Annotated in this window: 18 protein-coding genes; 12 read left to right on the top strand and 6 right to left on the bottom strand. The window is 58.3% G+C overall.

The window, feature by feature from the left end:
- Window positions 1-320 precede the first annotated feature (320 nt).
- The 3 genes from HY308_12665 to HY308_12655 all read left to right on the top strand — a co-directional run bounded on the left by HY308_12665 (window position 321) and on the right by HY308_12655 (window position 3,123).
- Window positions 321-1,481, top strand: a complete 1,161-nt coding sequence (locus HY308_12665; GenBank protein ID MBI3899131.1) for a polysaccharide pyruvyl transferase family protein — start codon at window positions 321-323, stop codon at window positions 1,479-1,481.
- A complete protein-coding gene (locus HY308_12660) occupies window positions 1,481-2,911 on the top strand; it encodes an FAD-dependent oxidoreductase (protein MBI3899130.1) in 1,431 nt (476 codons plus the stop codon). Before HY308_12665 ends, HY308_12660 begins: the two co-directional genes overlap by 1 nt.
- Window positions 2,912-2,985: 74 nt before the next feature.
- On the top strand, window positions 2,986-3,123 hold the full coding sequence (locus tag HY308_12655) for a DUF3096 domain-containing protein (protein ID MBI3899129.1): 138 nt from the start codon (window positions 2,986-2,988) through the stop codon (window positions 3,121-3,123).
- A 56-nt stretch (window positions 3,124-3,179) separates the two neighbouring features.
- Here HY308_12655 and HY308_12650 read toward each other — a convergent pair whose 3' ends face one another.
- Together HY308_12650 and HY308_12645 are read right to left on the bottom strand one after the other, a co-directional pair.
- Window positions 3,180-3,878 carry an OmpA family protein gene (locus tag HY308_12650; GenBank protein MBI3899128.1) on the bottom strand — a complete coding sequence of 233 codons (699 nt, stop codon included), beginning with the start codon at window positions 3,876-3,878 and terminating at the stop codon, window positions 3,180-3,182.
- A gap of 139 nt (window positions 3,879-4,017) precedes the next feature.
- On the bottom strand, window positions 4,018-4,920 hold the full coding sequence (locus tag HY308_12645) for a mechanosensitive ion channel family protein (protein MBI3899127.1): 903 nt from the start codon (window positions 4,918-4,920) through the stop codon (window positions 4,018-4,020).
- A 96-nt stretch (window positions 4,921-5,016) separates the two neighbouring features.
- On the opposite strand from HY308_12645, the gene gluQRS reads away from it, so the two are divergent.
- Window positions 5,017-5,919 carry a tRNA glutamyl-Q(34) synthetase GluQRS gene (gene gluQRS / locus HY308_12640; protein ID MBI3899126.1) on the top strand — a complete coding sequence of 301 codons (903 nt, stop codon included), beginning with the start codon at window positions 5,017-5,019 and terminating at the stop codon, window positions 5,917-5,919.
- Window positions 5,920-6,061: 142 nt separating this feature from the next.
- Here the strand turns inward: gluQRS and HY308_12635 are convergent, their stop codons facing one another.
- The 3 genes from HY308_12635 to HY308_12625 form a co-directional block, all read right to left on the bottom strand.
- Entirely contained in the window at window positions 6,062-6,463 is a 402-nt protein-coding gene (locus tag HY308_12635) for a DoxX family protein (GenBank protein MBI3899125.1), read from the bottom strand.
- A gap of 133 nt (window positions 6,464-6,596) precedes the next feature.
- Window positions 6,597-7,148, bottom strand: a complete 552-nt coding sequence (locus tag HY308_12630; protein ID MBI3899124.1) for a hypothetical protein — start codon at window positions 7,146-7,148, stop codon at window positions 6,597-6,599.
- Between the two features lie 23 nt (window positions 7,149-7,171).
- Complete coding sequence (locus HY308_12625; GenBank protein MBI3899123.1) at window positions 7,172-7,870, bottom strand: pirin family protein; 699 nt, start codon at window positions 7,868-7,870, stop codon at window positions 7,172-7,174.
- Between the two features lie 82 nt (window positions 7,871-7,952).
- On the opposite strand from HY308_12625, the gene HY308_12620 reads away from it, so the two are divergent.
- The gene (locus HY308_12620; GenBank protein MBI3899122.1) at window positions 7,953-9,881 is read left to right on the top strand and encodes an ATP-dependent DNA helicase; all 1,929 of its coding nucleotides are present in this window, start codon (window positions 7,953-7,955) and stop codon (window positions 9,879-9,881) included.
- Between the two features lie 529 nt (window positions 9,882-10,410).
- Here HY308_12620 and glgP read toward each other — a convergent pair.
- Window positions 10,411-12,972 carry an alpha-glucan family phosphorylase gene (glgP, locus tag HY308_12615; GenBank protein ID MBI3899121.1) on the bottom strand — a complete coding sequence of 854 codons (2,562 nt, stop codon included), beginning with the start codon at window positions 12,970-12,972 and terminating at the stop codon, window positions 10,411-10,413.
- Between the two features lie 136 nt (window positions 12,973-13,108).
- Here glgP and queA point away from each other — a divergent pair, with 136 nt between their 5' ends.
- The 7 genes from queA to HY308_12580 all read left to right on the top strand — a co-directional run bounded on the left by queA (window position 13,109) and on the right by HY308_12580 (window position 20,939).
- Window positions 13,109-14,140 (top strand): tRNA preQ1(34) S-adenosylmethionine ribosyltransferase-isomerase QueA, encoded by a 1,032-nt coding sequence (gene queA / locus HY308_12610; GenBank protein ID MBI3899120.1) that lies wholly within the window; start codon window positions 13,109-13,111, stop codon window positions 14,138-14,140.
- 70 nt (window positions 14,141-14,210) lie between these two features.
- Window positions 14,211-15,326, top strand: a complete 1,116-nt coding sequence (gene tgt / locus HY308_12605; GenBank protein ID MBI3899119.1) for a tRNA guanosine(34) transglycosylase Tgt — start codon at window positions 14,211-14,213, stop codon at window positions 15,324-15,326.
- An 89-nt stretch (window positions 15,327-15,415) separates the two neighbouring features.
- Complete coding sequence (gene yajC, locus HY308_12600; protein ID MBI3899118.1) at window positions 15,416-15,751, top strand: preprotein translocase subunit YajC; 336 nt, start codon at window positions 15,416-15,418, stop codon at window positions 15,749-15,751.
- 50 nt (window positions 15,752-15,801) lie between these two features.
- Window positions 15,802-17,697, top strand: coding sequence for a protein translocase subunit SecD (secD, locus tag HY308_12595; protein MBI3899117.1), 1,896 nt, complete (start codon window positions 15,802-15,804; stop codon window positions 17,695-17,697).
- A gap of 11 nt (window positions 17,698-17,708) precedes the next feature.
- A complete protein-coding gene (secF, locus tag HY308_12590; GenBank protein ID MBI3899116.1) occupies window positions 17,709-18,662 on the top strand; it encodes a protein translocase subunit SecF in 954 nt (317 codons plus the stop codon).
- A 256-nt stretch (window positions 18,663-18,918) separates the two neighbouring features.
- A complete protein-coding gene (locus HY308_12585) occupies window positions 18,919-19,509 on the top strand; it encodes an ANTAR domain-containing protein (protein ID MBI3899115.1) in 591 nt (196 codons plus the stop codon).
- Between the two features lie 170 nt (window positions 19,510-19,679).
- Window positions 19,680-20,939 carry an ABC transporter substrate-binding protein gene (locus HY308_12580; protein MBI3899114.1) on the top strand — a complete coding sequence of 420 codons (1,260 nt, stop codon included), beginning with the start codon at window positions 19,680-19,682 and terminating at the stop codon, window positions 20,937-20,939.

The following is a 20,939-nucleotide window of genomic DNA, read 5'->3' as shown; positions in this document are numbered from 1 at the left end:
GACTCGATGTGAGGCTTAGCAGTCATAAATCTTTTGCCGCACATCTTTAATATATTGAGTAACGGAGACAAGGACGAGCGTGTGTGCCGAGGACGGTTTCATGCGGCACTTGCGCGTATCAACCAACAATCATGGGCCCGTTTTACCTGGAGGACATGTCGAAATCGGTGTGATTTGTTTTCTACGCGTGCTACTTCAACAGCGACATGGGTGGACAGGCTGTCCATGAACACGATGGAGTTGCGGCACTATGTCCAAGCCGAGGGATAACGAGCCGTCGCATAATTTTAAAGGAGTGGCCGAACATGCAACAGCAGCAGATACATACAGACCAGCCGTTTCGCGTCGGCATATCCGGTTCTTACGGTGGGCTCAATCTGGGCGATGAAGCGATACTCGAAAGCATCATCGATCAATTGACGAAATCGTTACCGGTAGAGATCACCGTGTTTTCGCGCGACGCCGACGACACCCGTCGTCGCCATCCGCGGGTGGCGCGGGCGGTGCCGGTGCGTACGCTCGCGCGCAACGAAGTTCTGCCGGAAATCGATCGACTCGATCTTTTTATCCTCGGTGGTGGCGGCATTTTATTCGATGCCGAGGTCGGTATTTATTTACGCGAGGTAAAGCTCGCGCTTGAACGGTCGGTGCCGGTGGTTCTGTATGCCATCGGCGTCGGACCGCTTAAAACGAAGGAAGCCCAGCAACTCGTCGCCGAAGTGCTGAACCAGGTCGACGTCATTACCGTGCGTGAGGCCGGTGCTCGCAAGCTGCTGGAAGAGGTCGGCGTCAAACGCGAGATCCATGTCACGGCCGATCCGGCGTTTTTGCTCACGCCCGAGCCGTTGCCGGAAGGGGCACTCGAACGCGAAGGTCTCAATACCGGGCGTCGGCTAATCGGTATGTCGGTGCGCGAGCCGGGTGCGGCGGCACCGGATATCGATCAAAACATGTACCATGCGCTGCTCGCGAATGCCGCCGATTTCATGGTCGAGCGCTTCGACGCCGATGTCGTGTTGGTGCCGATGGAACCGACGATGCTGGACATGCGCCACTGCCATGCGGTAATTGCCGAGATGCTGCGGCCGCAACGCGCAACCGTGTTGAAAGGCGAATATACGTCGGGCCAGATGTTGACGCTGCTTGGTTACTTCTCGTTTGCCGTTGGTATGCGTCTGCATTTTCTGATCTTCGCGGCGTTGCGCAGCGTGCCGTTTGTCGCATTGCCGTATTCCGGCAAGGTCCAAGGTTTCTTGGCCGATATGGAATTGGTAATGCCGCCGTTGCATTTGGTCAATGCCGGTCGCTTGATCGCACATATCGACAGCAATTGGGACAACCGTGAAATCCTGCGCGAAGCGATCGAGCGCAAGTTGCCCATATTGAAGGAGCGTGCGACCGAGACCAACGATATTGCCCGCCGCCTGTTACTCGCACGCCGTTTACGAGCAAACCCGATACCGCAGATGGTGCCCAGCTAATGCCGGCGCTGCCGCGGCCGTCGATAGAGACGATCTTACAGCTGCCACCGCGCAGCGCGCGCGTCAGCGGCGAGACCGATGTCCTCGTCGTTGGCGGCGGTCCGGCAGGTCTTGGCGCCGCGCTGGGTGCCGCCGCCACCGGCGCGAGTGTAGTCCTGGTAGAGCGTCACAGTTTCCTTGGCGGCAACGCTACTGCCGCGTTAGTCATGCCGCTCATGTCGTTTCACACGCAACACCCGCCGGTCGAGCCGTCCGCCGAGGTCGATTTCTTATTGCCGCCGGATCATGGCCCGGGCGAACCGATCGTTGCCGGTGTCGTTGCCCAGTTGCTCGATCGGTTGACCAAAGCGGGTGGGGCGTTGCCGCCGTCGCTGCACACGGGTTACGTCGTTCCGTTCGATCCAGAAGTTTTCAAGTGGGTGGCGCTGGATATGCTCGATGAAGCCGGCGTCAATTTTCTGTTTCAGGCGTTCGCCAGCGGCGTTATCGGCGAAGAGCGGGTCGAAGGTGCCGTGTTCGAAACGAAATCCGGGCCGTTGGTGATTCGGGCACATACGATCATCGATTGTACCGGTGACGGCGACCTCGCTGCTGCCGCCGGGGCGCCATTTGAAGTCGGCCGCCCGGACGACGGGCTAGTGCAGCCGATGACGCTTATGTTTCGCATGGTCGAATTCGAGCGCGAGGTATTCGCCGAGTATGTGCGCCAGCATCCCGATCAATGGCGCGGCGTCCATGGCTTGTGGGATCTGGTAGCGCAAGCGCATCTGGCCGGTGAGCTGCGCTTGCCGCGCGAAGATATTTTATTTTTTGCAACGCCGCATGCGCGCGAGGTCAGCGTGAATTCGACGCGCGTGACACACGTGCAGGGAATCGATGTCTGGGATCTTACTTACGCCGAATGGCAGAGCCGTTTGCAGATGCGGCAGATCGCCAAGTTCCTGCGGCGCTATGTTCCCGGTTTCGAGCGCGCTTACTTGGCACAAAGCGGGACGACGGTCGGTGTGCGCGAGACCCGCCGCATATTGGGCGACTATATCCTGACCGGTGCCGATGTGTTGGCGGCGCGCAAATTCGACGATGTGATCGCGCGTTGTTCGTATCCGATCGATATTCACAATCCCACAGGTGCCGGCACGCGCTTACAGCGCTTGCCCCCGGGCGAGGCGTTCGATATTCCATTACGCAGTTTGTTGCCGAAGCAAATCGAAGGCTTGATCGTAGCGGGGCGTTGTATCTCCGGTACCCACGAGGCGATGTCGTCGTATCGCGTGATGCCGGTAGCGATGGCGATAGGACAGGCGGCCGGTGTATGCGCTGCCTTAGCCGCGCAGCGACAGGTGTTGCCGCGTGCTGTGCCTTACCGCGCAGTGCAGCGCGAGCTCGCGCGCCAAGGAGCGAATCTGCGCGGTATTACGCAAGCCGCTTAAAGGGTTCTCCGGAGTGACGACGGCGCTGGTTTCGATCAGCGTTGCGGTTCCAGAAATAACAACGGAGGTTCGTCATGCACTTCGATATTGTTTTTATTCAACCCGTAATTGCGTTGATTGCTGGAATTTTAATTTTGGTGATGCCGCGTCTGTTGAATTACATCGTCGCAATTTATCTGATTATTGTCGGCGTACTGGGGTTGGTGCATTAACGTGTATGCGCCATCCCCCTTTCTTCCGGAAAGGGGGATGGGTAAGCGTCTAACGGTTAGCGCTCGACCGGTTCCAGCGCCGAGAACTGAACTTCTGAACGACGATTGACACGCAAGCAGTTGACCAGTGCCGTACCTTGGTGGCCATCGCAGCTTACGATCGGATCGGTTTCGCCGCGCGCTTCGACTTCAATCGCATTTTCCGACACGCCGTGCTCGACTAAGTAGGTACGCACCGCTTCAGCGCGCCGGCGTGACAGCGCCATGTTGTAATCATCCGAACCGATTTGGTCGGCATAACCAACAACACGGACATTAACGTTCTCGGCAGAACGCGCATGTTCGGCGACCGTGTCGAGTCCGCGGGTAGCGCCGGATGTAAGCGTTGCTTGACCGAATTCGAAATAAGCATCGGCACCGACATAGGTCTGCTTCGGCTCAGCCGCTGGCAGTGCTTCGCCTTGCGGTTGCGCCTCAGCACCGGCGGCCGCGGTTTCTGCGGCTTGATTGCTCTCGGTGGTCGATGGTTCCTGAGCAGCGACCACTGGCTGACACTCGGCAGCAGCGGTGCTCTCCGTCCAACTGCCGGAGCGGACACATTCGTTATAACCGGAACGTAAGATCTCACCGGTGCTGTTGGTGGCATAGCCTTCTGTGGGATTGTGCGTAGCGGTTTGCTCGGCGGTGGAAGCGCAACCTACTAGGACGGCAGCGAGAGAAAAAATACCGGGTAGGGCTCGATTAATTTTATTCATAAAAACTCCTTGTAGTTGATACTCCTCCGGATACGGAAGATATATGTGTACTCGCGATTAATACATCAATCGACGAATGCCCACAGTTTAAGCACACGCATGTGCTGCTTCAACAGGGTTAGTACTTAGCTTGTACGGCTCATTCCGCCGTTGGTCGCTTCGGGGTTAATAATAACGATGCTGACGATTTTTCGCTGCTATTAAAATAAATCGCGCGATGCGGGTGAGGTATTTCTACGCCTTCTTTGTCGAAGGCGAATTTGAGCCGTCGCAGGTACTCGCGACCGACTTCCCATTGTTTGATCGGCACAGTGCGCAGTCGTGCATGAAGCACGATCGATGAATCGCCGATCTTGTCGACGCCGAACATTTCGATGTCATCCAACATGAGCGGACGAAAACGCGGATCGTTGCGCAGCTCGGTGGCGACACGATGCATGATGTCCATGATACGGTCCGGGTCTTCTTTGTAAGCAACGCTGATATTGAGCACGTAGGCGGACCATTCGCGCGTCATGTTAGCAAGCGTGGTGATGGCACCGTTCGGGAACACGTATACGGTGCCGGCGGCATCGCGTAGCACGATCGTACGAAAGTTGATTTGCTCGACTAATCCGCTGGTGCCGTTAACCGTGGCAACATCGCCGACGCGAACTTGGTTTTCCAGAATCATGAAGAAGCCGGCGATCACATCGCGTACTAAATTTTGTGCGCCGAAGCCGAGCGCTAAGCCAACGATACCGGCGCTGGCGAGAATCGGCGCGATCTCGACACCGAGCTCGCGCAGCACGACTAGACCGCTGACTAACCACAACATGATAAGCACGGCTTGGTGCAGCAGTTGTACTAACGTCTCGGCCCGTTTGTAGGACTCAGACGCTATTTCACCGGTCGCCTGGCCGCGACGGATCATGTGTTGCTCGAAGCGGCGCAGCGCGATTTTGGCGAAACGCATCGCTAGCCACGCGACGAGGATAATTAGTGCGATCCGCAGCGCACTGGCGGGAATGCTGGCCCAGTGGACCTGGTAGAACTGGCGCATGAAATCCATCGGTGTTTCCTTGCAGCGATATCGTTGTCGGTGAAGCGGCCGCGCTATGATACACGCCGTTCGCGCCTTCAATATAATTCGACCGCTATGAACGATTATCGCTATCGCGGGCGTTTCGCCCCGTCGCCCACGGGCCCGCTGCACTTTGGTTCGCTAGTCGCAGCGGTCGGTAGTTTTTTGGAAGCACGGCATCGGCACGGCGAGTGGCTCGTGCGCATGGAAGACCTCGATCGGCCGCGCGAGGTGGCGGGTGCGGCCGATACTATTTTGCACACGCTCGATGGCTTCGGGCTGCATTGGGACGGCGAGGTGATCTATCAAAGCCGGCGCGACTCAGCGTATCGCCAGGCATTCGCCGCATTAGAAGCGGCCGGGGCGGTATATCCGTGTGCGTGCAGCCGCCGCGAAATTGCCGATTCGGCGTTGCCTGGTGCCGACGGCCCGGTTTATCCCGGCACCTGCCGCGCCGGTTTAGCGGCGGGACGGCCGGTGCGCGCTTGGCGGGTGCGGGTCGAGGATGCGTTGATCGATTTCGTTGACGGCGTGCAGGGCCGCATGCAATCGCCGCTCGACGACGATGTCGGCGACTTTGTCGCGTTGCGTGCCGATGGTTTATTCGCCTATCAACTCGCGGTAGTTGTCGACGATGCCGCGCAGGGGATCACCGAAGTCATACGCGGAGCGGATCTTTTGGCGTCGACGGCGCGGCAGATTTATTTGCAGCGATTGCTCGGCGTAGCCACGCCGGCCTACGCGCATCTGCCGGTTGCGGTAAATGTTCGCGGCGAAAAACTTTCCAAGCAGACCGGCGCAATAGCGTTAGATGTCGCCGATCGCGCGACGCTACTTTGGCAAGCACTCGATTTTCTCGGGCAACATCCGCCGAGTGAGCTGCGCCATGAATCACTCGAAGCAGTACATGTCTGGGCGCGACAGCATTGGCGCAGAGAATCGATTCCTTCGGTAGCGGCGTTAGCTTATCTCGCTTAGCTCATGCGCCGATGGATCGCTTTTGGCACCATCGCTCATCACCAATTCGACTCGGCGGCTTTCGGCGAATTTCCGTTAACGCGGCCTATCTACCGACGAAAAAAACTCGCGAAGAGCGTTGCCGCCCTTCGCGAGTTGGAGGCTACTTCTTGTCGAGGCTAAGCGGACCGGAACCGAAAACCATGATGTAGATCATGGCGCCCATCATGGAAAGATTTTTCATGAACATGATTTGTTGGATGTAGGCTTGATCTTCCGGCATGGTCCAGAATGGGTGGAACACCAGCGTGACCGGAATCATCCATAGCAACATTATTAAAGCGGCGAGTCGCGCCTTCCAACCGAGGATGATCATCGCCGAACCACCGACTTCGACGACGATGGAGAGAATGAGCAGGAGCGTCGCCATGGGAAGTCCTTTCCCTGCCATCATCTCCGCCATTTGACCGAAACCGGTGATCTTGCCGATACCCGATAACAGGAAGATCAGGACAATTAAAATACGTCCAACCAGCGGACCGAACTTGTCGATTACAGGGTGCATGAACGACCTCCATCGATTGTTGGTTTTGGGCGGCATTGGTTACCGCCGCCGGTATCGTACTCCGCTGTGTACCGGCGGCAATCGCAACGATAAGACCGTTAATTTAGGCAGGCACAAAATGCGACATCTTTGTTCAACAGCCGCTCGCGTACACCGCACCCATATCGTGCTCATCGAGCGGATTTGGTTCTCGAATCTCGAAACATCTGACCCGTCCGTCTCCTAACGCCGTGCGGACTCGCGTATGACCGTTTTCTAATTTTTGGCTGTCGATGCCGCGTAGCGGCGGCTTTGTTGCCCGGAACAGCACGGGTGGGTTGAGCCTGCCGCCGGGTAGCGCGTCCGACGCGGCAGGAGCTGCCGGTTGGCTCGCGCTATAGTCTTCGGGATGGAGGCTGGTATCCGGTGTGGGGACTTGTTCAAAGCGGTTGTTGGGATCGGCAGCGGGATGAGAAGGTGGTGCGTTCCGAACGGGTCGTTGCAACGGCGCTTGCCGAGCGGGCGCGGCGGGGAGGGTTTGCAGGGTAATGCGAATATCCGGCGGGGTCGTCGCGACGCCTTGTCGGTCGGTGCGAAACGACCATTGCCAGAGCAGCGCGGTATGCAGCACCATCGAAACGACAACCAGCAAAAGTAGCCGTTGGCGATCGCTAGGCCGCGCTGTCGACAAGTGTACGAACGTCATTGGTAGCGCGCGAAGTCTATGATCTAGGCGAGATCGAACAGCAGAACTTCCGCCGGTTCCTGTGCCGCCAAACGTATTTCGTCGACAGCAGTGATCGCTGCGCCGTCGCCGGCGGCCAATGTTTGGTCGTCGATTCGGACGATTCCGTTCGCCACTTGTAGATAGGCTTTGCGGCCACGCGCTAATGGGTGACGAACCTCCTGACCGGTCGACAATGTCGCGGCATAAAGCTGTGCATCTTGGTGGACAACGACCGAGCCCGCACGTCCATCGGGGGAGGCGATGAGTCGCAACCGGTTTTGCAGCTCGGACGGGTCGACGTGTTGCTGTTCATAACTCGGCGCTAGTCCGGTTTGCGCCGGAATAATCCAAATCTGCAGAAAGTGCACGGGTTCGTTGGTCGAGGAATTGTATTCGCTGTGGCGCACGCCGGTGCCGGCAGACATACGCTGCACGTCGCCTCGGCAAATGACCGAACCGTTACCAAGGCTATCTTTGTGCTCCAGCGCACCGTCGAGCACGTAGCTGATGATTTCCATGTCGCGATGGCTGTGCGGCGCGAAGCCACCGCCGGGGGCGACACGGTCTTCGTTGATGACGCGTAGCGCACCGAAGCCCATGTAGGCCGGATCCTGGTAATCGGCAAACGAGAAGGTGTGGTGCGAATCCAGCCAGCCGTGGTTGGCATGGCCGCGTTCGGCGCTACGTCGAATCTGAAGCATAGAAATCTCCACCGGGAATGGGGTGTCAGACCGGATCTTAAGCTTGCAGTTTCCGGCTTGATAGCGAAGAATCCGCCGAAATATGCAAAGCCGAGAAGCGCTCAGCGCGCGCGGTCCGCTCGCGCAACAAATCCCCGGGTTCGTCCCGCGTCCCAGTCAGCAGGCCATGGCGCAAGCGGTGGAGACCGCGTTGGCCGAGCAGCGCGTGTTCGTCGCTGAATCGGGCACCGGCACCGGTAAGACCTTCGCCTATCTCGTGCCGGCCTTGCTCTCGGGCCTCAAGGTGATGATATCGACCGGCACGCGCAACCTGCAGGATCAATTGTTTCGCCGCGATCTGCCGTTGGTGCGCGATGCCCTTGGCATTCCGGTGCAGGCGGCGTTGCTCAAAGGTCGATCGAATTATCTTTGTTTGCATCGACTCGAACGCACGATCGCTGAAGGTCGTTTCACGGCGCGCAGCAGCAGCGCCGAGTTCCAGCGCATCCAAGGGTGGGCGCGGCGTACCAAGAGCGGTGATATTGCCGAGGTCGGCGATGTGCCGGAGGAATCGGAGCTGTGGCCGATGGTGACGTCAACCGTCGATAATTGCCTTGGCAGTCAGTGCACGGAATTCAATCGCTGCTTCGTCAACCGCGCCCGCCGTGAAGCGGCCACCGCGGAAATTATCGTTATCAATCATCATCTGTTTTTCGCCGATGTCAGCATGCGCGAAGAGGGTTTCGCGCAGCTACTGCCGGCGGCCGATGCCGTGATTTTCGACGAAGCGCATCAGTTGGCCGACATCGCCAGCGATTTTTTTGGCGCGTCGTTCTCCAGCCATCAACTGCGTAATCTTTGTCGCGATTCCATCGCCGAAGATATTAAAGAGCAGAGCGGCTTGCGCGAGCTGCGGCCGGTGGCAGAGGCGGCTGATCGTGCGGTGTTGGATTTTCGGCTCGCGCTCGGTACGCCGTTGCGGCGCGTGCCGTGGGCCGACGTCGCCGGTACCGACGAGGTGGTGGCGGCGTTGCATGTCCTGCAGGAATCGCTGTCAGAGTTGGCGCAGGTGCTCGACGCGGTCGCCGCCCGCGGACCCGGTCTCGCCAATTGCGCGCGGCGGGCGACCGCGTTGCTTGAACGATTGGAGCAAATCACCCGCGGCGACGATCTCGATCAAGTGGCGTGGGTGGAAACGGCGGCACGCAGCTTCATGATTCGGTTAACACCGCTCGACGTCGCGCGTTCGTTTCAAGACCGCGTGCGCGGTATCGGTACCAAGGCCTGGATCTACACGTCGGCGACGCTTGCTATCGGCGACGATTTCACGCACTTCACCGCACGCTTGGGGTTGGACGCGCAGACCGCGCGCTGGACCAGTCCATTCAACTACGAGCAACAGGCGTTACTGTACATTCCGCGGTCGTTGCCGGAGCCGAGCGCGCCGACGTTCACCGCCAAGGTGGTCGAGGCGGCGTTGCCGGTGTTGCGCGCCAGCCGCGGCCGCGCCTTCTTCCTCTTTACCAGCCACCGTGCATTGAAGATCGCCGCCGAGCTGTTGCAGGGCCGGCTCGAGCATCCATTGCTGGTGCAAGGGACGATGGGCCGAGCACGTCTGCTCGATACGTTCGTTGCCGCTGGCGATGCGGTGCTGCTCGGCACCGGCAGTTTCTGGGAGGGCGTCGATGTCCGCGGTCCGGCCTTGTCGTGCGTCATTATCGATAAATTTCCGTTTGCCGCGCCAGACGATCCGGTGTTGAAAGCACGTGCCGCTGCTTGTGCCGCCGCCGGCGGTAATCCGTTTATGGAGTATCAGTTGCCGGAGGCAGTGTTGTCGCTGAAGCAAGGCGCCGGTCGATTGATTCGCAGTTTGGAAGATCGCGGCGTGCTGATGCTGTGCGATCCGCGCATTTATAACCGTAGCTACGGTAAATTGTTTTTAGAAAGCCTGCCGCCGATGCCGCAGACGCGCTCGCTCGCCGACGTCGAACGTTTTTTCGAAACGATGACGACGGTAGATGGTGCTGCCTGAGGGAAAAATATAGCGTGGCCACTTCGCTGCCCACGTTTGTATTTGAATCCGCGTGGGCAAAAAAACATTGCCCACCCTACAACAGCCACATTCCCTCCCCCGCAACAGCGGGGGGTGAGGCGGGGCATTCGCGAGTGTCCAGTGGACACTCGCGCCGCCGAACGGGCGCGCTGAGGTTTGCGCGCACTGGGCGGGACTGGTTAGGGTGGGGGGCGAGTTGAATGGGCTTTTGCGGTTGTTGTTGCCGTTAATCCCCGTGTGGCGCATTCCGAGCATCGGAGCTTTTGGCCTCGACGCGCGCAGGAAGCGCGCGGTCTGGCTCAACACAGGGATGTGTTGTGCCAGACATAGTTGGTAGCCAAAAGTGAGAAGCGCAGGAAGGCTTTGCGCCACCCCGGGGTGTGCTTCTCTTTGGTTACTTTCTCTTGCACAAGCAAGAGAAAGTAACCCTGGGCTGCGGGGCGGAGCATCCCGCTGATTACATTTATTATCTCGACCAGCATCGCCCTCATTAAGAGGGCGATTCAACCTAGAGCCACAACATATACCCCGCCTCAAACCGATTCCCCAGCGACGCATGGAACGGCAAGATACGAATCTTGTACGACTGCAACCCCGGCAAACGCGGCTTGAGATCCAATCGAAACTCGGTCTCGCCGGTGGCGGAATTAACGGCGCCCGGAATAAACACATGCGTATCGTGCCGCACGAACTCACCACTCTCGGTATCGGTACCGACCAGGCACTCGACCAACACATCCTCCGGCGTCAGCTCGTCGAGAAACGCGGCGACCCGGATCGGCAGAATATTACCGGCGATGATTTCCAGTTGCGGTGCATCGACGCGGCGCAGTCGCACTTTTGGCCAACTGCCATCGACTTTCCGTCGCCAGGCAGCAATCTCTTTCGCGCGCCCATAGTTATTGCCAGACATCGTCAGACGTTGGCGGCGGGCGTAGGTGTAATACTTGCGCACGTAGTCCATCACCATGCGCTGCGAGTTGTAATGGGGAATGAGCGACTTCATCGACGCTTTCGAGCGCCGCACCCAACCTTCCGAGTAGCCGTGACTGGTGCGGGTGTAGTAGAGCGGCACGACTTGCTTTTCCAGCGTATCGAGCAACTCCTGCGCTTCTTCTTTATCGCGGTAGGCGCGATCGTAAGACGGCCCGTGTGGTGTAATCGCCCAACCGTTCTCGCCGTTGTAACCCTCGCCCCACCAGCCATCGAGCACGGATAGATTAATCACGCCATTGATACCGGCCTTCTCGCCGGAAGTGCCGCTCGCTTCGAGCGGATACTCGGGCGTGTTGAGCCAGACGTCGACGCCGGTGACCAGCCGCCGCGCCAACGCCTGATCGTAACCTTCCAGCAGAATAATGCGGCCCTGAAACTCCGGCCGCAACGAGTACTCGTGAATGGTCTTGATCATCGCCTGCGCCGGGATGTCGTGCGGATGTGCTTTACCGGCGAAGATGATCACCGCCGGCCGCTGCGGATCGTTGAGCAGGCGCGCCAACCGCGGCAGGTCGTGGAAGATCAGCGTCGAACGTTTGTAAGTGGCGAAGCGGCGAGCGAAACCGAGAACCAGCGTGTCGATCGCGTCCGGTGTGAGATGTTCGGTCAGTCGGTCGATCAATGATTCGCTGTAGCCGTTGCGGCGATATTGAAACAATGCGCGTTGCCGTACCTCTTCCAACATCTCGCTCTTCAGCGATTGACGTAAGCTCCAAAAGCTGTGTGCCGGAATGCTATCGATCTGTTGCCAGTACTGTTCGTTCAGCAGCTCATTGCGCCAGCCGCCGCCGAAGCGCATGTCGAATAGATTGGCCCACTCGCGCGCCAGGAATGTCGGCACGTGCACACCGTTGGTGATGTAGCCGAGTGGATTCTCTTCCGGCGGTACCTGCGGCCAAACGAATGCCGACATGCGCGCAGCGACATCGCCGTGAATACGCGAGACGCCGTTACGAAAGCGTGAGCCGCGTAACGCTAATGCCGTTTGATTGAAGCCGCCGAGATTGGTCGGCGTCGAGCCGAGCGCCAGGAACTGCTCCATCGGTACGCCGAGTTGTTTGACGAAGTTACCGAAATAACTCTGCATCAATTGATAGTCGAAGATGTCGTGTCCGGCCGGTACCGGCGTGTGCGTCGTGAAGACGGTGTTGGCCGCCGTTGCTTCGAGCGCGCTATCGAAGTCGAGCCCTTCGGCGACGAGTTCACGACAACGTTCGAGAATTAGAAATGCCGCATGACCTTCATTGATGTGCCACACCGTCGGCTTGAGACCGATCGCCCCGAGCGCGCGGGCGCCGCCGATGCCGAGCACGATCTCTTGTTGAATGCGGGTGTTGATATCGCCGCCGTAGAGCTGATAAGTGATGCGTCGATCGGCTTCGGCATTTTCCGGCAGATCGCTGTCGAGCAAATACAGCGTGATGCGGCCGGCTTTGGCTTTCCATACTTTGAGCGTGACGCGGCGACTGGGCAGCTCGACATCGACGTGCACTTCTTGACCGTCGGCATTGATCGCCGGCGTGATCGGTAGATCGTTGAAGTGGGTCGGCATGTAATGCGCGACCTGATTGCCCTGACCGTCGATGGTCTGAATGAAGTAGCCTTGGCGATAGAGCATGCCGATGCCGACGAATGGAATGCCGAGATCGCTCGCTGCTTTGCAATGATCGCCGGCGAGGATGCCGAGACCGCCGGAATAAATCTGAAAGCTTTCGTGAAAGCCGAACTCGGCGCAGAAGTAAGCGACGAGATCGTTTTCGTCTATCAGTCCGCGACACGGCGACTTGGTCGTCGGCGTCTGATGATAGTTGTCGTAGCTGGACAGGACACGTTTGTAGTCCTCCATAAAGATGCGGTCTTCCGCCGCTTCGTCGAGCCGCTGTTGCGAAACGCGGCGTAGGAACACTTTCGGGTTATGCCGGCACGACTCCCACAACTCTGGATCCAATCGGTAGAACAGATTGCGAACGGAACGTTCCCAGCTGTAGAACAGATCGTCGGCAAGCTCGCTAAGACGCGTGAGTGTCGTGGGGATGACCGGCTGAACTTCGAGCGTATAACGTGTTCCGTTCATTGATTTCCTATCAGGGGTCGAGAGGCGAGCGCCGCTGCCATTCGCTGGGCGGTGTGCGCTGGCAGTATAGCCGCTCCCTGCAGGCAAAAACCAGATCGTTCCCGTGCTTACGACCCTATCTGATAATCTGCGCGCCGTGCGTAAATCCGATTTCCATTTTGACTTACCCGATGAATTGATCGCGCAGCGTCCGGCGTCGCCGCGCACGTCGTCACGGTTGTTGCATATCGATGCAGTGACCGGTGTGCCGATCGATCGGCAGTTTTTTGATTTGCCGCAGTTGTTAGCTCCCGGCGATTTGCTGGTTCTGAACAACACGCGCGTCATTCCGGCGCGGTTATACGGCGCGAAGGAAACCGGCGGTCGAGTTGAAGTACTGATCGAGCGTGTACTCGGTACGAATCGCGCGTTAGCGCAGATGCGCGCCTCTAAGTCATCGAAGCCGGGTCAGCGACTGCTACTCGAAGAGGAGTTGCGCGCGACCGTGCTCGGTCGCAAAGACGAGTTTTACGAATTGGTGTTTGACATCGATGTGCCGTTGGCGGAAGTGCTCGAGCGTTATGGTCATGTGCCGCTGCCGCCATACATTGCCCGCAGCGATACGCCGGTAGATCGTGAGCGTTATCAAACGGTGTACGCACGCGATCCCGGTGCGGTCGCGGCGCCGACCGCCGGCTTGCATTTCGACAACGAAATGTTCGATCGTTTGAAGGCGCTCGGTGTCGAGTGTGTGTTCGTGACGTTGCATGTCGGTGCTGGAACGTTTCAACCGTTGCGCGCCGAGGAGATCGAAGGCCAGCGGTTGCATGCTGAGTCGGTGCACGTGTCAGCGGCGACATGCGCCGCGATCGAACGCGCGCATGCGCAAGGACGGCGTGTGGTCGCGGTCGGGACGACAGTGGTGCGGGCGTTGGAGACAGCGGCAGAGGAGGGCACGCTCGCGCCGTATGAGGGTGAGACCGATATCTTTATATATCCTGGTTATCGCTTCAGAGTGGTGGATGCGCTTATCACGAATTTTCATTTGCCCGAGTCGTCGTTGCTAATGTTGGTTTGCGCGTTCGCGGGGACTGAGCGCGTGCTCGATGCGTATCGGCATGCGGTTCAGCAGCGGTATCGGTTTTACAGTTATGGGGATGCGATGTTTGTTTCGCGGGTGGGTGGTTGAGATGGAATCGCCCCAACGGGGCGATTCCACACTATTGCGAGCCGAAGCCGACCCCCCGATACTTCGTGCCATGAAATTCGAGCTAATTACCACCGACGGTCCCGCCCGCCGTGGCCGTATGCATTTTGCCCGAGGTACCGTTGAGACACCGGCGTTCATGCCGGTCGGTACCTACGGCACCGTCAAAGCCATGACACCCGAAGAACTGCGCGAGATCGGCGCCGAGATCATTCTCGGTAACACGTTCCATCTCATGTTGCGCCCGGGTGTAGAAATCATTCGCGCGCACGGAGGGCTACATGGATTCAGTCATTGGAACGGTCCGATCCTAACCGACTCCGGCGGGTTTCAAGTCTGGAGCCTCGGCAAGCTGCGCAAGCTCACGGAAGAGGGCGTCTGGTTTCAATCGCCGATCGACGGCGGCAAGGTATTCCTCGGGCCCGAACGCGCTATCGAGGTCCAGCAAGGGCTCGGCTCCGACATCATTATGGTGTTCGACGAATGTACGGCCTATCCGGCGACCGAAGACGAAGCGCGTGCGTCGATGGAGTTGTCGCTGCGTTGGGCGGCACGTTGTCGGACGGCGCATGCAGATGCGCCGGGCGCGTTGTTCGGTATCGTGCAGGGTGGCATGCATTTGTCCTTGCGCGAGCAATCGTTGGATGGATTGAAGCAGATCGGCTTCGACGGCTATGCGCTTGGGGGGTTATCGGTAGGCGAGCCGAAGGAAGAGATGCTGCATGTCGTCGAGCAGCTGGCGCCGCAGATGCCGGCAGATCGGCCGCGCTATTTAATGGGTGTCGGCACGCCGGAAGATCTGGTCGACGCCGTCAGCCGCGGCATCGATATGTTCGATTGTGTGATGCCGACCCGCAACGCCCGCAATGGCTGGTTGTTCACCCGTACTGGCAATCTCAAGATACGCAACAGCCGCCACGCCGCCGACACCACGCCGATCGATCCCGCCTGCAGCTGTTACACCTGTCGGCACTACTCGCGTTCGTATCTTCGGCACCTGCAGCAATCGAATGAAATCCTGGGCGCCCGGCTGGCGACCTTGCACAATCTTTATTATTACCAGGAGCTGATGCGCGATTTACGCGCTGCTATTGCGGAAAAAAGGCTGGATGATTTCGTCAATAAGTTTTATCGTATGCGCCGCCCGGACGCCCAGAACGACGAATAAAGGGTTATTTCGAGGGCCGGTGCAACAAATTCTTCGGGGTTCCATCTGGTAGCTCCCCCTGATTGGCTTAGTTAATTAAGGAAAACGACATGAACTTGTTTTTCATCGAGAATGCTTGGGCCGACGCCCCAGCCGCCGCTGGCGCTCAAAGCGGTAACCCGATGAGTATGATCATCATGATGGGCGGCATGTTTGCCATCTTCTACTTCCTGCTCATCCGGCCGCAGCAAAAACGTGCCAAAGAACACAAAGCCATGATCGACGCGATCGCCAAGGGCGACGAAGTCGTGGCCGCCGGTGGTTTGCTGGGACGGGTCACGCACATCGCCGACAACATCGTGACGATCGAGATCGCCGATAAGGTCGAGATCAAAGTGCAGCGGCCGGCGATCCAAGCCGTGTTGCCTAAGGGAACTATCAAATAAGGCCCGGCGTCCAACGCCTCGGGCACAAGCCCTCCTTAAAATATAAAGACATGAATCGCTATCCGCTCTGGAAGTACCTCATCGTACTGGCTGCGTTCGTGTTCGCGGTAATCTACGCGTTACCGAATGTTTTCGGTGAAGACCCTGCCATCCAAATTTCGCCGACACGCACGACCAAGGTCGATGCGACAACGCTCGCGCGCGTCGAGCGGGTGTTGAAGCAGGCGAACATTGAATACCGCGGTACGGTGCTCGATGAAACTAGCGCCAAAGTACGCTTTGGCGATCCCGAGGTTCAACTCCGGGCGCGTGATTTAGTGCAAACAGAGTTAGGCGACACATACACCGTTGCCGTAAACTTGCTGCCGGCGACGCCGCGGGCGCTGCAAGTGCTCGGCGCGAAGCCGATGTATCTCGGTCTCGACTTGCGTGGTGGCGTGCACTTCCTCATGCAGGTCGACACGCGCGCGGTCTTGAAGAAGGCCTCGGAAAACGCCGCCGACGATATACGTCGCGTACTGCGCGAAGCGAAGGTGCGTTACGTCACGGTCAATCGTCTCGAGAGCGGAGCGGTCGAAACGGTGTTTCGCGACGCTGCGCAATTCGAGCAAGCGCGCGACGTGGTGCGCAAAGAGCTGCGTGATCTTGAGCTCAGCGATAACCGACGTGATTCGGAATATGTGTTAACGGCACGTATGAGCGAGAAGGTGTTGCTGGATAAACACCGTTACGCGCTGGAGCAGAACATTACGGCGTTGCGCAACCGCGTCAACGAGCTCGGTGTCGCCGAGCCGGTGATCCAGCAGCAAGGTCAAGATCGTATCGTCGTCCAGCTGCCGGGTGTGCAAGACACGGCACGCGCGAAAGAGATCCTCGGACGCACCGCTACCCTTGAGATCATGTTGGTCGATGAGGGCGCCAACACCGGCGATACGTCGATCGGCACTAAGATGTATCGTATGCGCGACGGTCGACAGATCCCGCTCAAGAATCGCGTTATCTATTCGGGCGAGAACATCATCGACGCTGCGCCCGGTTTCGACAGTCGCACCAATCAGTCCATCGTCTCCATCACGCTTGATGCTCGTGGCGCTGCCATCAACCAGCGCGTCACCGGCGAGAACGTCAACAAGCGCATGGCGGTGGTCTATATCGAGATCAAGTCCAAGTCCAAGCTCGATGCCAACGGCCAACCAGTGCTCGATGCCGAAGGCCGACCGGTACGCGTCAGCGAACGCGTCGAAGAAGTCATTACCGCGCCGGTCATTCGCCAGCAGCTGGGCAAGCGTTTCCAGATCGAAGGCCTCGACAACACCCAGGAAGCGAACGAGTTATCATTGCTGTTGCGCGCCGGTGCCTTAGCGGCTCCGGTTGAAATCATTGAAGAGCGTACCATCGGCCCGAGCCTCGGCGCCGATAACATTCAGCGTGGATTTCACTCAACCTGGATCGGTTTCGCCGCGATCGCCGTGTTCATGATTCTTTATTATGCCGCGTTCGGTGTTATTTCGATCCTGGCGCTAGCGGTGAACGTATTGCTGCTGCTGGCATTGTTGTCGATTATGCAGGCGACGTTGACCTTGCCCGGTATGGCCGGTATCGCGCTGACCGTTGGTATGGCGATCGATGCCAACGTGCTGATCAACGAACGTATCCGCGAAGAACTGCGCAACGGTAATACGCCGCACGCCAGTATCTTTGCCGGTTATGAGCGTGCCTTCGGTACCATTCTCGATTCCAATATCACCACCTTGATCGCCGGCTTGGCGTTGCTTGCGTTCGGTTCCGGCCCGGTCAGAGGCTTCGCGGTGGTGTTGTGTCTCGGTATTCTCACTTCCATGTTCAGCGCGGTGATGGTATCGCGTGCCATCGTCAACCTGTACTACGGCAATCGCCGCAAGCTCGAACGGGTCGCCATCGGCAACACCGCTTGGCATAAGGCCTGAGGTAAGTAGCCATGGAATTTTTCAGAATTCGTAAAGACATTCCGTTCATGCGCTATGCGCTGATCTTCAACGTGATCTCGATCATCACGTTTGTGCTGGCGGTGGTGTTTTTGATAACCAAAGGGTTGAACCTCGGCGTCGACTTCACCGGCGGTACGGTGATGGAAGTCAGCTACGCGCAGCCGGCGAACGTACCGGAGATTCGGAGCTCGCTGGAGAAGCTTGGCTTGCACGATGTTGCCGTGCAGAACTTCGGTACTTCGCGCGATGTGCTGATTCGATTGCCGGTGGATGTGCTGATTCGATTGCCGGTGAAAGAGGGCGTCAGCAGCGCCAAGCTTTCCGATTCTGTCATGGAGTCGTTGCGTAAGGCCGATCCGTCGGTTCAGAAGCGACGCGTCGAGTTTGTCGGTCCACAAGTAGGTAAAGAGCTGTTCGAGAACGGCGCGATGGCGCTGTTGGTCGTTTCCGCCGGTATCGTGTTGTATCTATGGTTCCGCTTCGAGTGGAAGTTCGGCGTTGCTGCCATCATCGCCAACCTGCATGACGTCGTCATCATTCTCGGCTGCTTTGCGTTCTTCCAGTGGGAGTTTTCGCTGACGGTGTTGGCGGCAGTGTTGGCTATCTTGGGTTATTCGGTGAACGAATCGGTCGTCGTGTTCGACCGAGTGCGCGAGAACTTCCGCAAGATGCGCAAGGCCACCGTACCGCAGATCATCGACAACGCCATCACCAGCACGATGTCGCGTACGATCATCACCCACGGTTGTACGCAGTTGGCAGTGTTGTCCATGCTGCTGTTCGGCGGTGAGACGCTGCATTACTTCGCGTTGGCCCTGACCATCGGCATTCTCTTCGGCATTTATTCGTCGGTGCTCGTCGCCAGCCCGATCGTCATGTGGCTCGGTGTTTCACGCGAAGACATGCTGCCGCCGAAGAAAGAAACCGCCGAATCCACCCCCTGATTCCAATCTTGTCGTAACAACCGCTGCCGGTGGTATCGGCAGCGGCGTTCGTATCGCCCTTTCCCCGCATTGCCCGACGGTGCGATTTGCACCACGTCGCTGCGCTTATCCATCGTCGCGCTCGTTCGCAGTGCATCCGGCCGAGACTATTTTTTTATAACGTCGCTGTTTTCGCGGCGATTCCGCGTTTTCTTCTCTTTTCTGCGTTGGCACGTGCATTGCTATAGCGTTAGCGGACAGTAACGGTGCTAAACGGATGACCACTCAACACAAGGTTTTACTGGCGGCGCAACGGCACGATCGCGCGCTTCTTATTGAGCATGCATTGGCAGCGGCCAAGCATCACGCTGTCGCCGCCATCGCCCACGATGACGACCTCATGCTCGGTGTACGTCGCTCGCACGCCGACGCCATGATCGTCGAGGCGGACGAGTCGACGCCGCATATGCTCACGCAATGGGGCCGCATCATGCGCAGCCAACCACTGCCGATCGTGGTATTTGTCGATCGCGGCGACGCCACCTGCGTGCGGATGGCGGTGCAAGCGGGCGTCAGTGCTTTTGTCGTCGACGGCCTTAAGCGTGAGCGCGTTTTGCCGGTACTCGAAGCGGCGGTAACCCGGTTTCAGCAGTTTGTCCTGTTGCGCGAGCAACGCGACGAGGCGATTACTCGGCTAGCCGAGCGTCGCGATATCGAGCGTGCCAAGGGTGTCTTAATGCGCCGGCGCAATCTCAACGAACAAGCGGCCTATTCGACGTTGCGACAAATGGCGATGGACCGCGGCATGCGCATGATCGACGTGGCCGAGAGCTTGTTGACGGCGGAGGACCTGTTGCTGCGGAGTTAGAAGTTAGCTTGGCGAACGCCGGCACAAAGAAGTGCCGCGGCTCGGAATGTACCTATCGGTAAACGGCGGATCAACGGCGATTCGCTAACGGACAACGGCGTCCACTCGGCGGGGTAACCCCCGCAGATGGACGCCTTTTTATTTTTAACGCAGCGAAAGGAGGGTGACACATGAGCAAATACAAGAAAGCACAATCCCAGGCTATTTGCCGACGCGATTTTTTGCGTACCGCAGTCGTTGGAACCGGTTTTGCCGCCTTGGGCTTAGCCGGTTTGCGTACAAAGGCGTGGGCGGCGGGTTCGGACGCGCCGGAGAAACCGGAAGTGAACATCGGTTTTATCCCGTTGACCGATTGCGCCAGCGTAGTCGTCGCTTCCGAACTCGGCTTCGACAAGAAATACGGCATAAAAATTACGCCGAGCAAAGAAGCCAATTGGGCGTCGGTACGCGACAAGCTGGTTAACGGCGAGCTCGATGCGTCGCATGTGCTCTATGGGTTGATCTACGGGGTGCACCTGGGCGTCGGCGGTCCGAAGAAAGATATGGCCATCTTGATGAGCCTGAATCACAACGGCCAAGCAATTACGTTGACGAACCAGTTCAAAGCAAAACGCGCGGTCGACGGCGCCGGTCTCAAGAAGTTGATCGATACCGAGAAACGCGAGTACACATTCGCTCACACGTTCCCAACCGGTACCCACGCGATGTGGATTTATTACTGGCTCGCCGCTCACGGTATCGATCCGTTCAAGGACGTAAAGACCATCACCGTGCCGCCGCCGCAAATGGTGGCCAACATGCGCGTCGGCAACATGGACGGCTATTGTGTCGGTGAGCCGTGGAACGCGCGGGCGATTCAAGACAACGTCGGTTTTACTGCCGTCACGACCCAAGAAATCTGGAAGGACCATCCGGAGAAGGTACTCGGCACGACCGCCGAGTTCGTGCACAAGTATCCCAACACCGCACGCGCCATGGTCGCCGCCATTATCGATGCCGGCAAGTACATCGACACGATGGCCAATCGGCTGAAGGTCGCGCAAATCATCGCGCAAAAGTCGTACGTCAATACCGCCGAAGACGTCATCGTCGGCCGCATGCAGGGCCAATACGACAACGGCAATGGTAAGAAGTGGAAGGACGACAATTACCTGAAGTTTTACAACGACGGCAAGGTCACGTTTCCTTATCTGTCCGATGGCATGTGGTTCCTAACGCAGCACAAGCGCTGGGGATTGCTAAAAGAGGACGTTGACTACCTGGCGGTCGCGAAGCAAGTGAATCAGGTCGCACTCTACCGGCAGGCGGCGACCTTGGCCAAAGTCTCTGCGCCCGTTAGCGAAATGCGCACGGCCAAGCTCATCGACGGCGTGGTCTGGGATGGCAGCAATCCGAAACTGTATGCCGGTAACTTCAAAGTCCGAGCGTGA

This window comes from Gammaproteobacteria bacterium (assembly GCA_016199745.1).
Classification (GTDB): Bacteria; Pseudomonadota; Gammaproteobacteria; order Acidiferrobacterales; family Sulfurifustaceae; genus JACQFZ01.
This window is presented reverse-complemented; position numbering and strand designations above follow the sequence as displayed.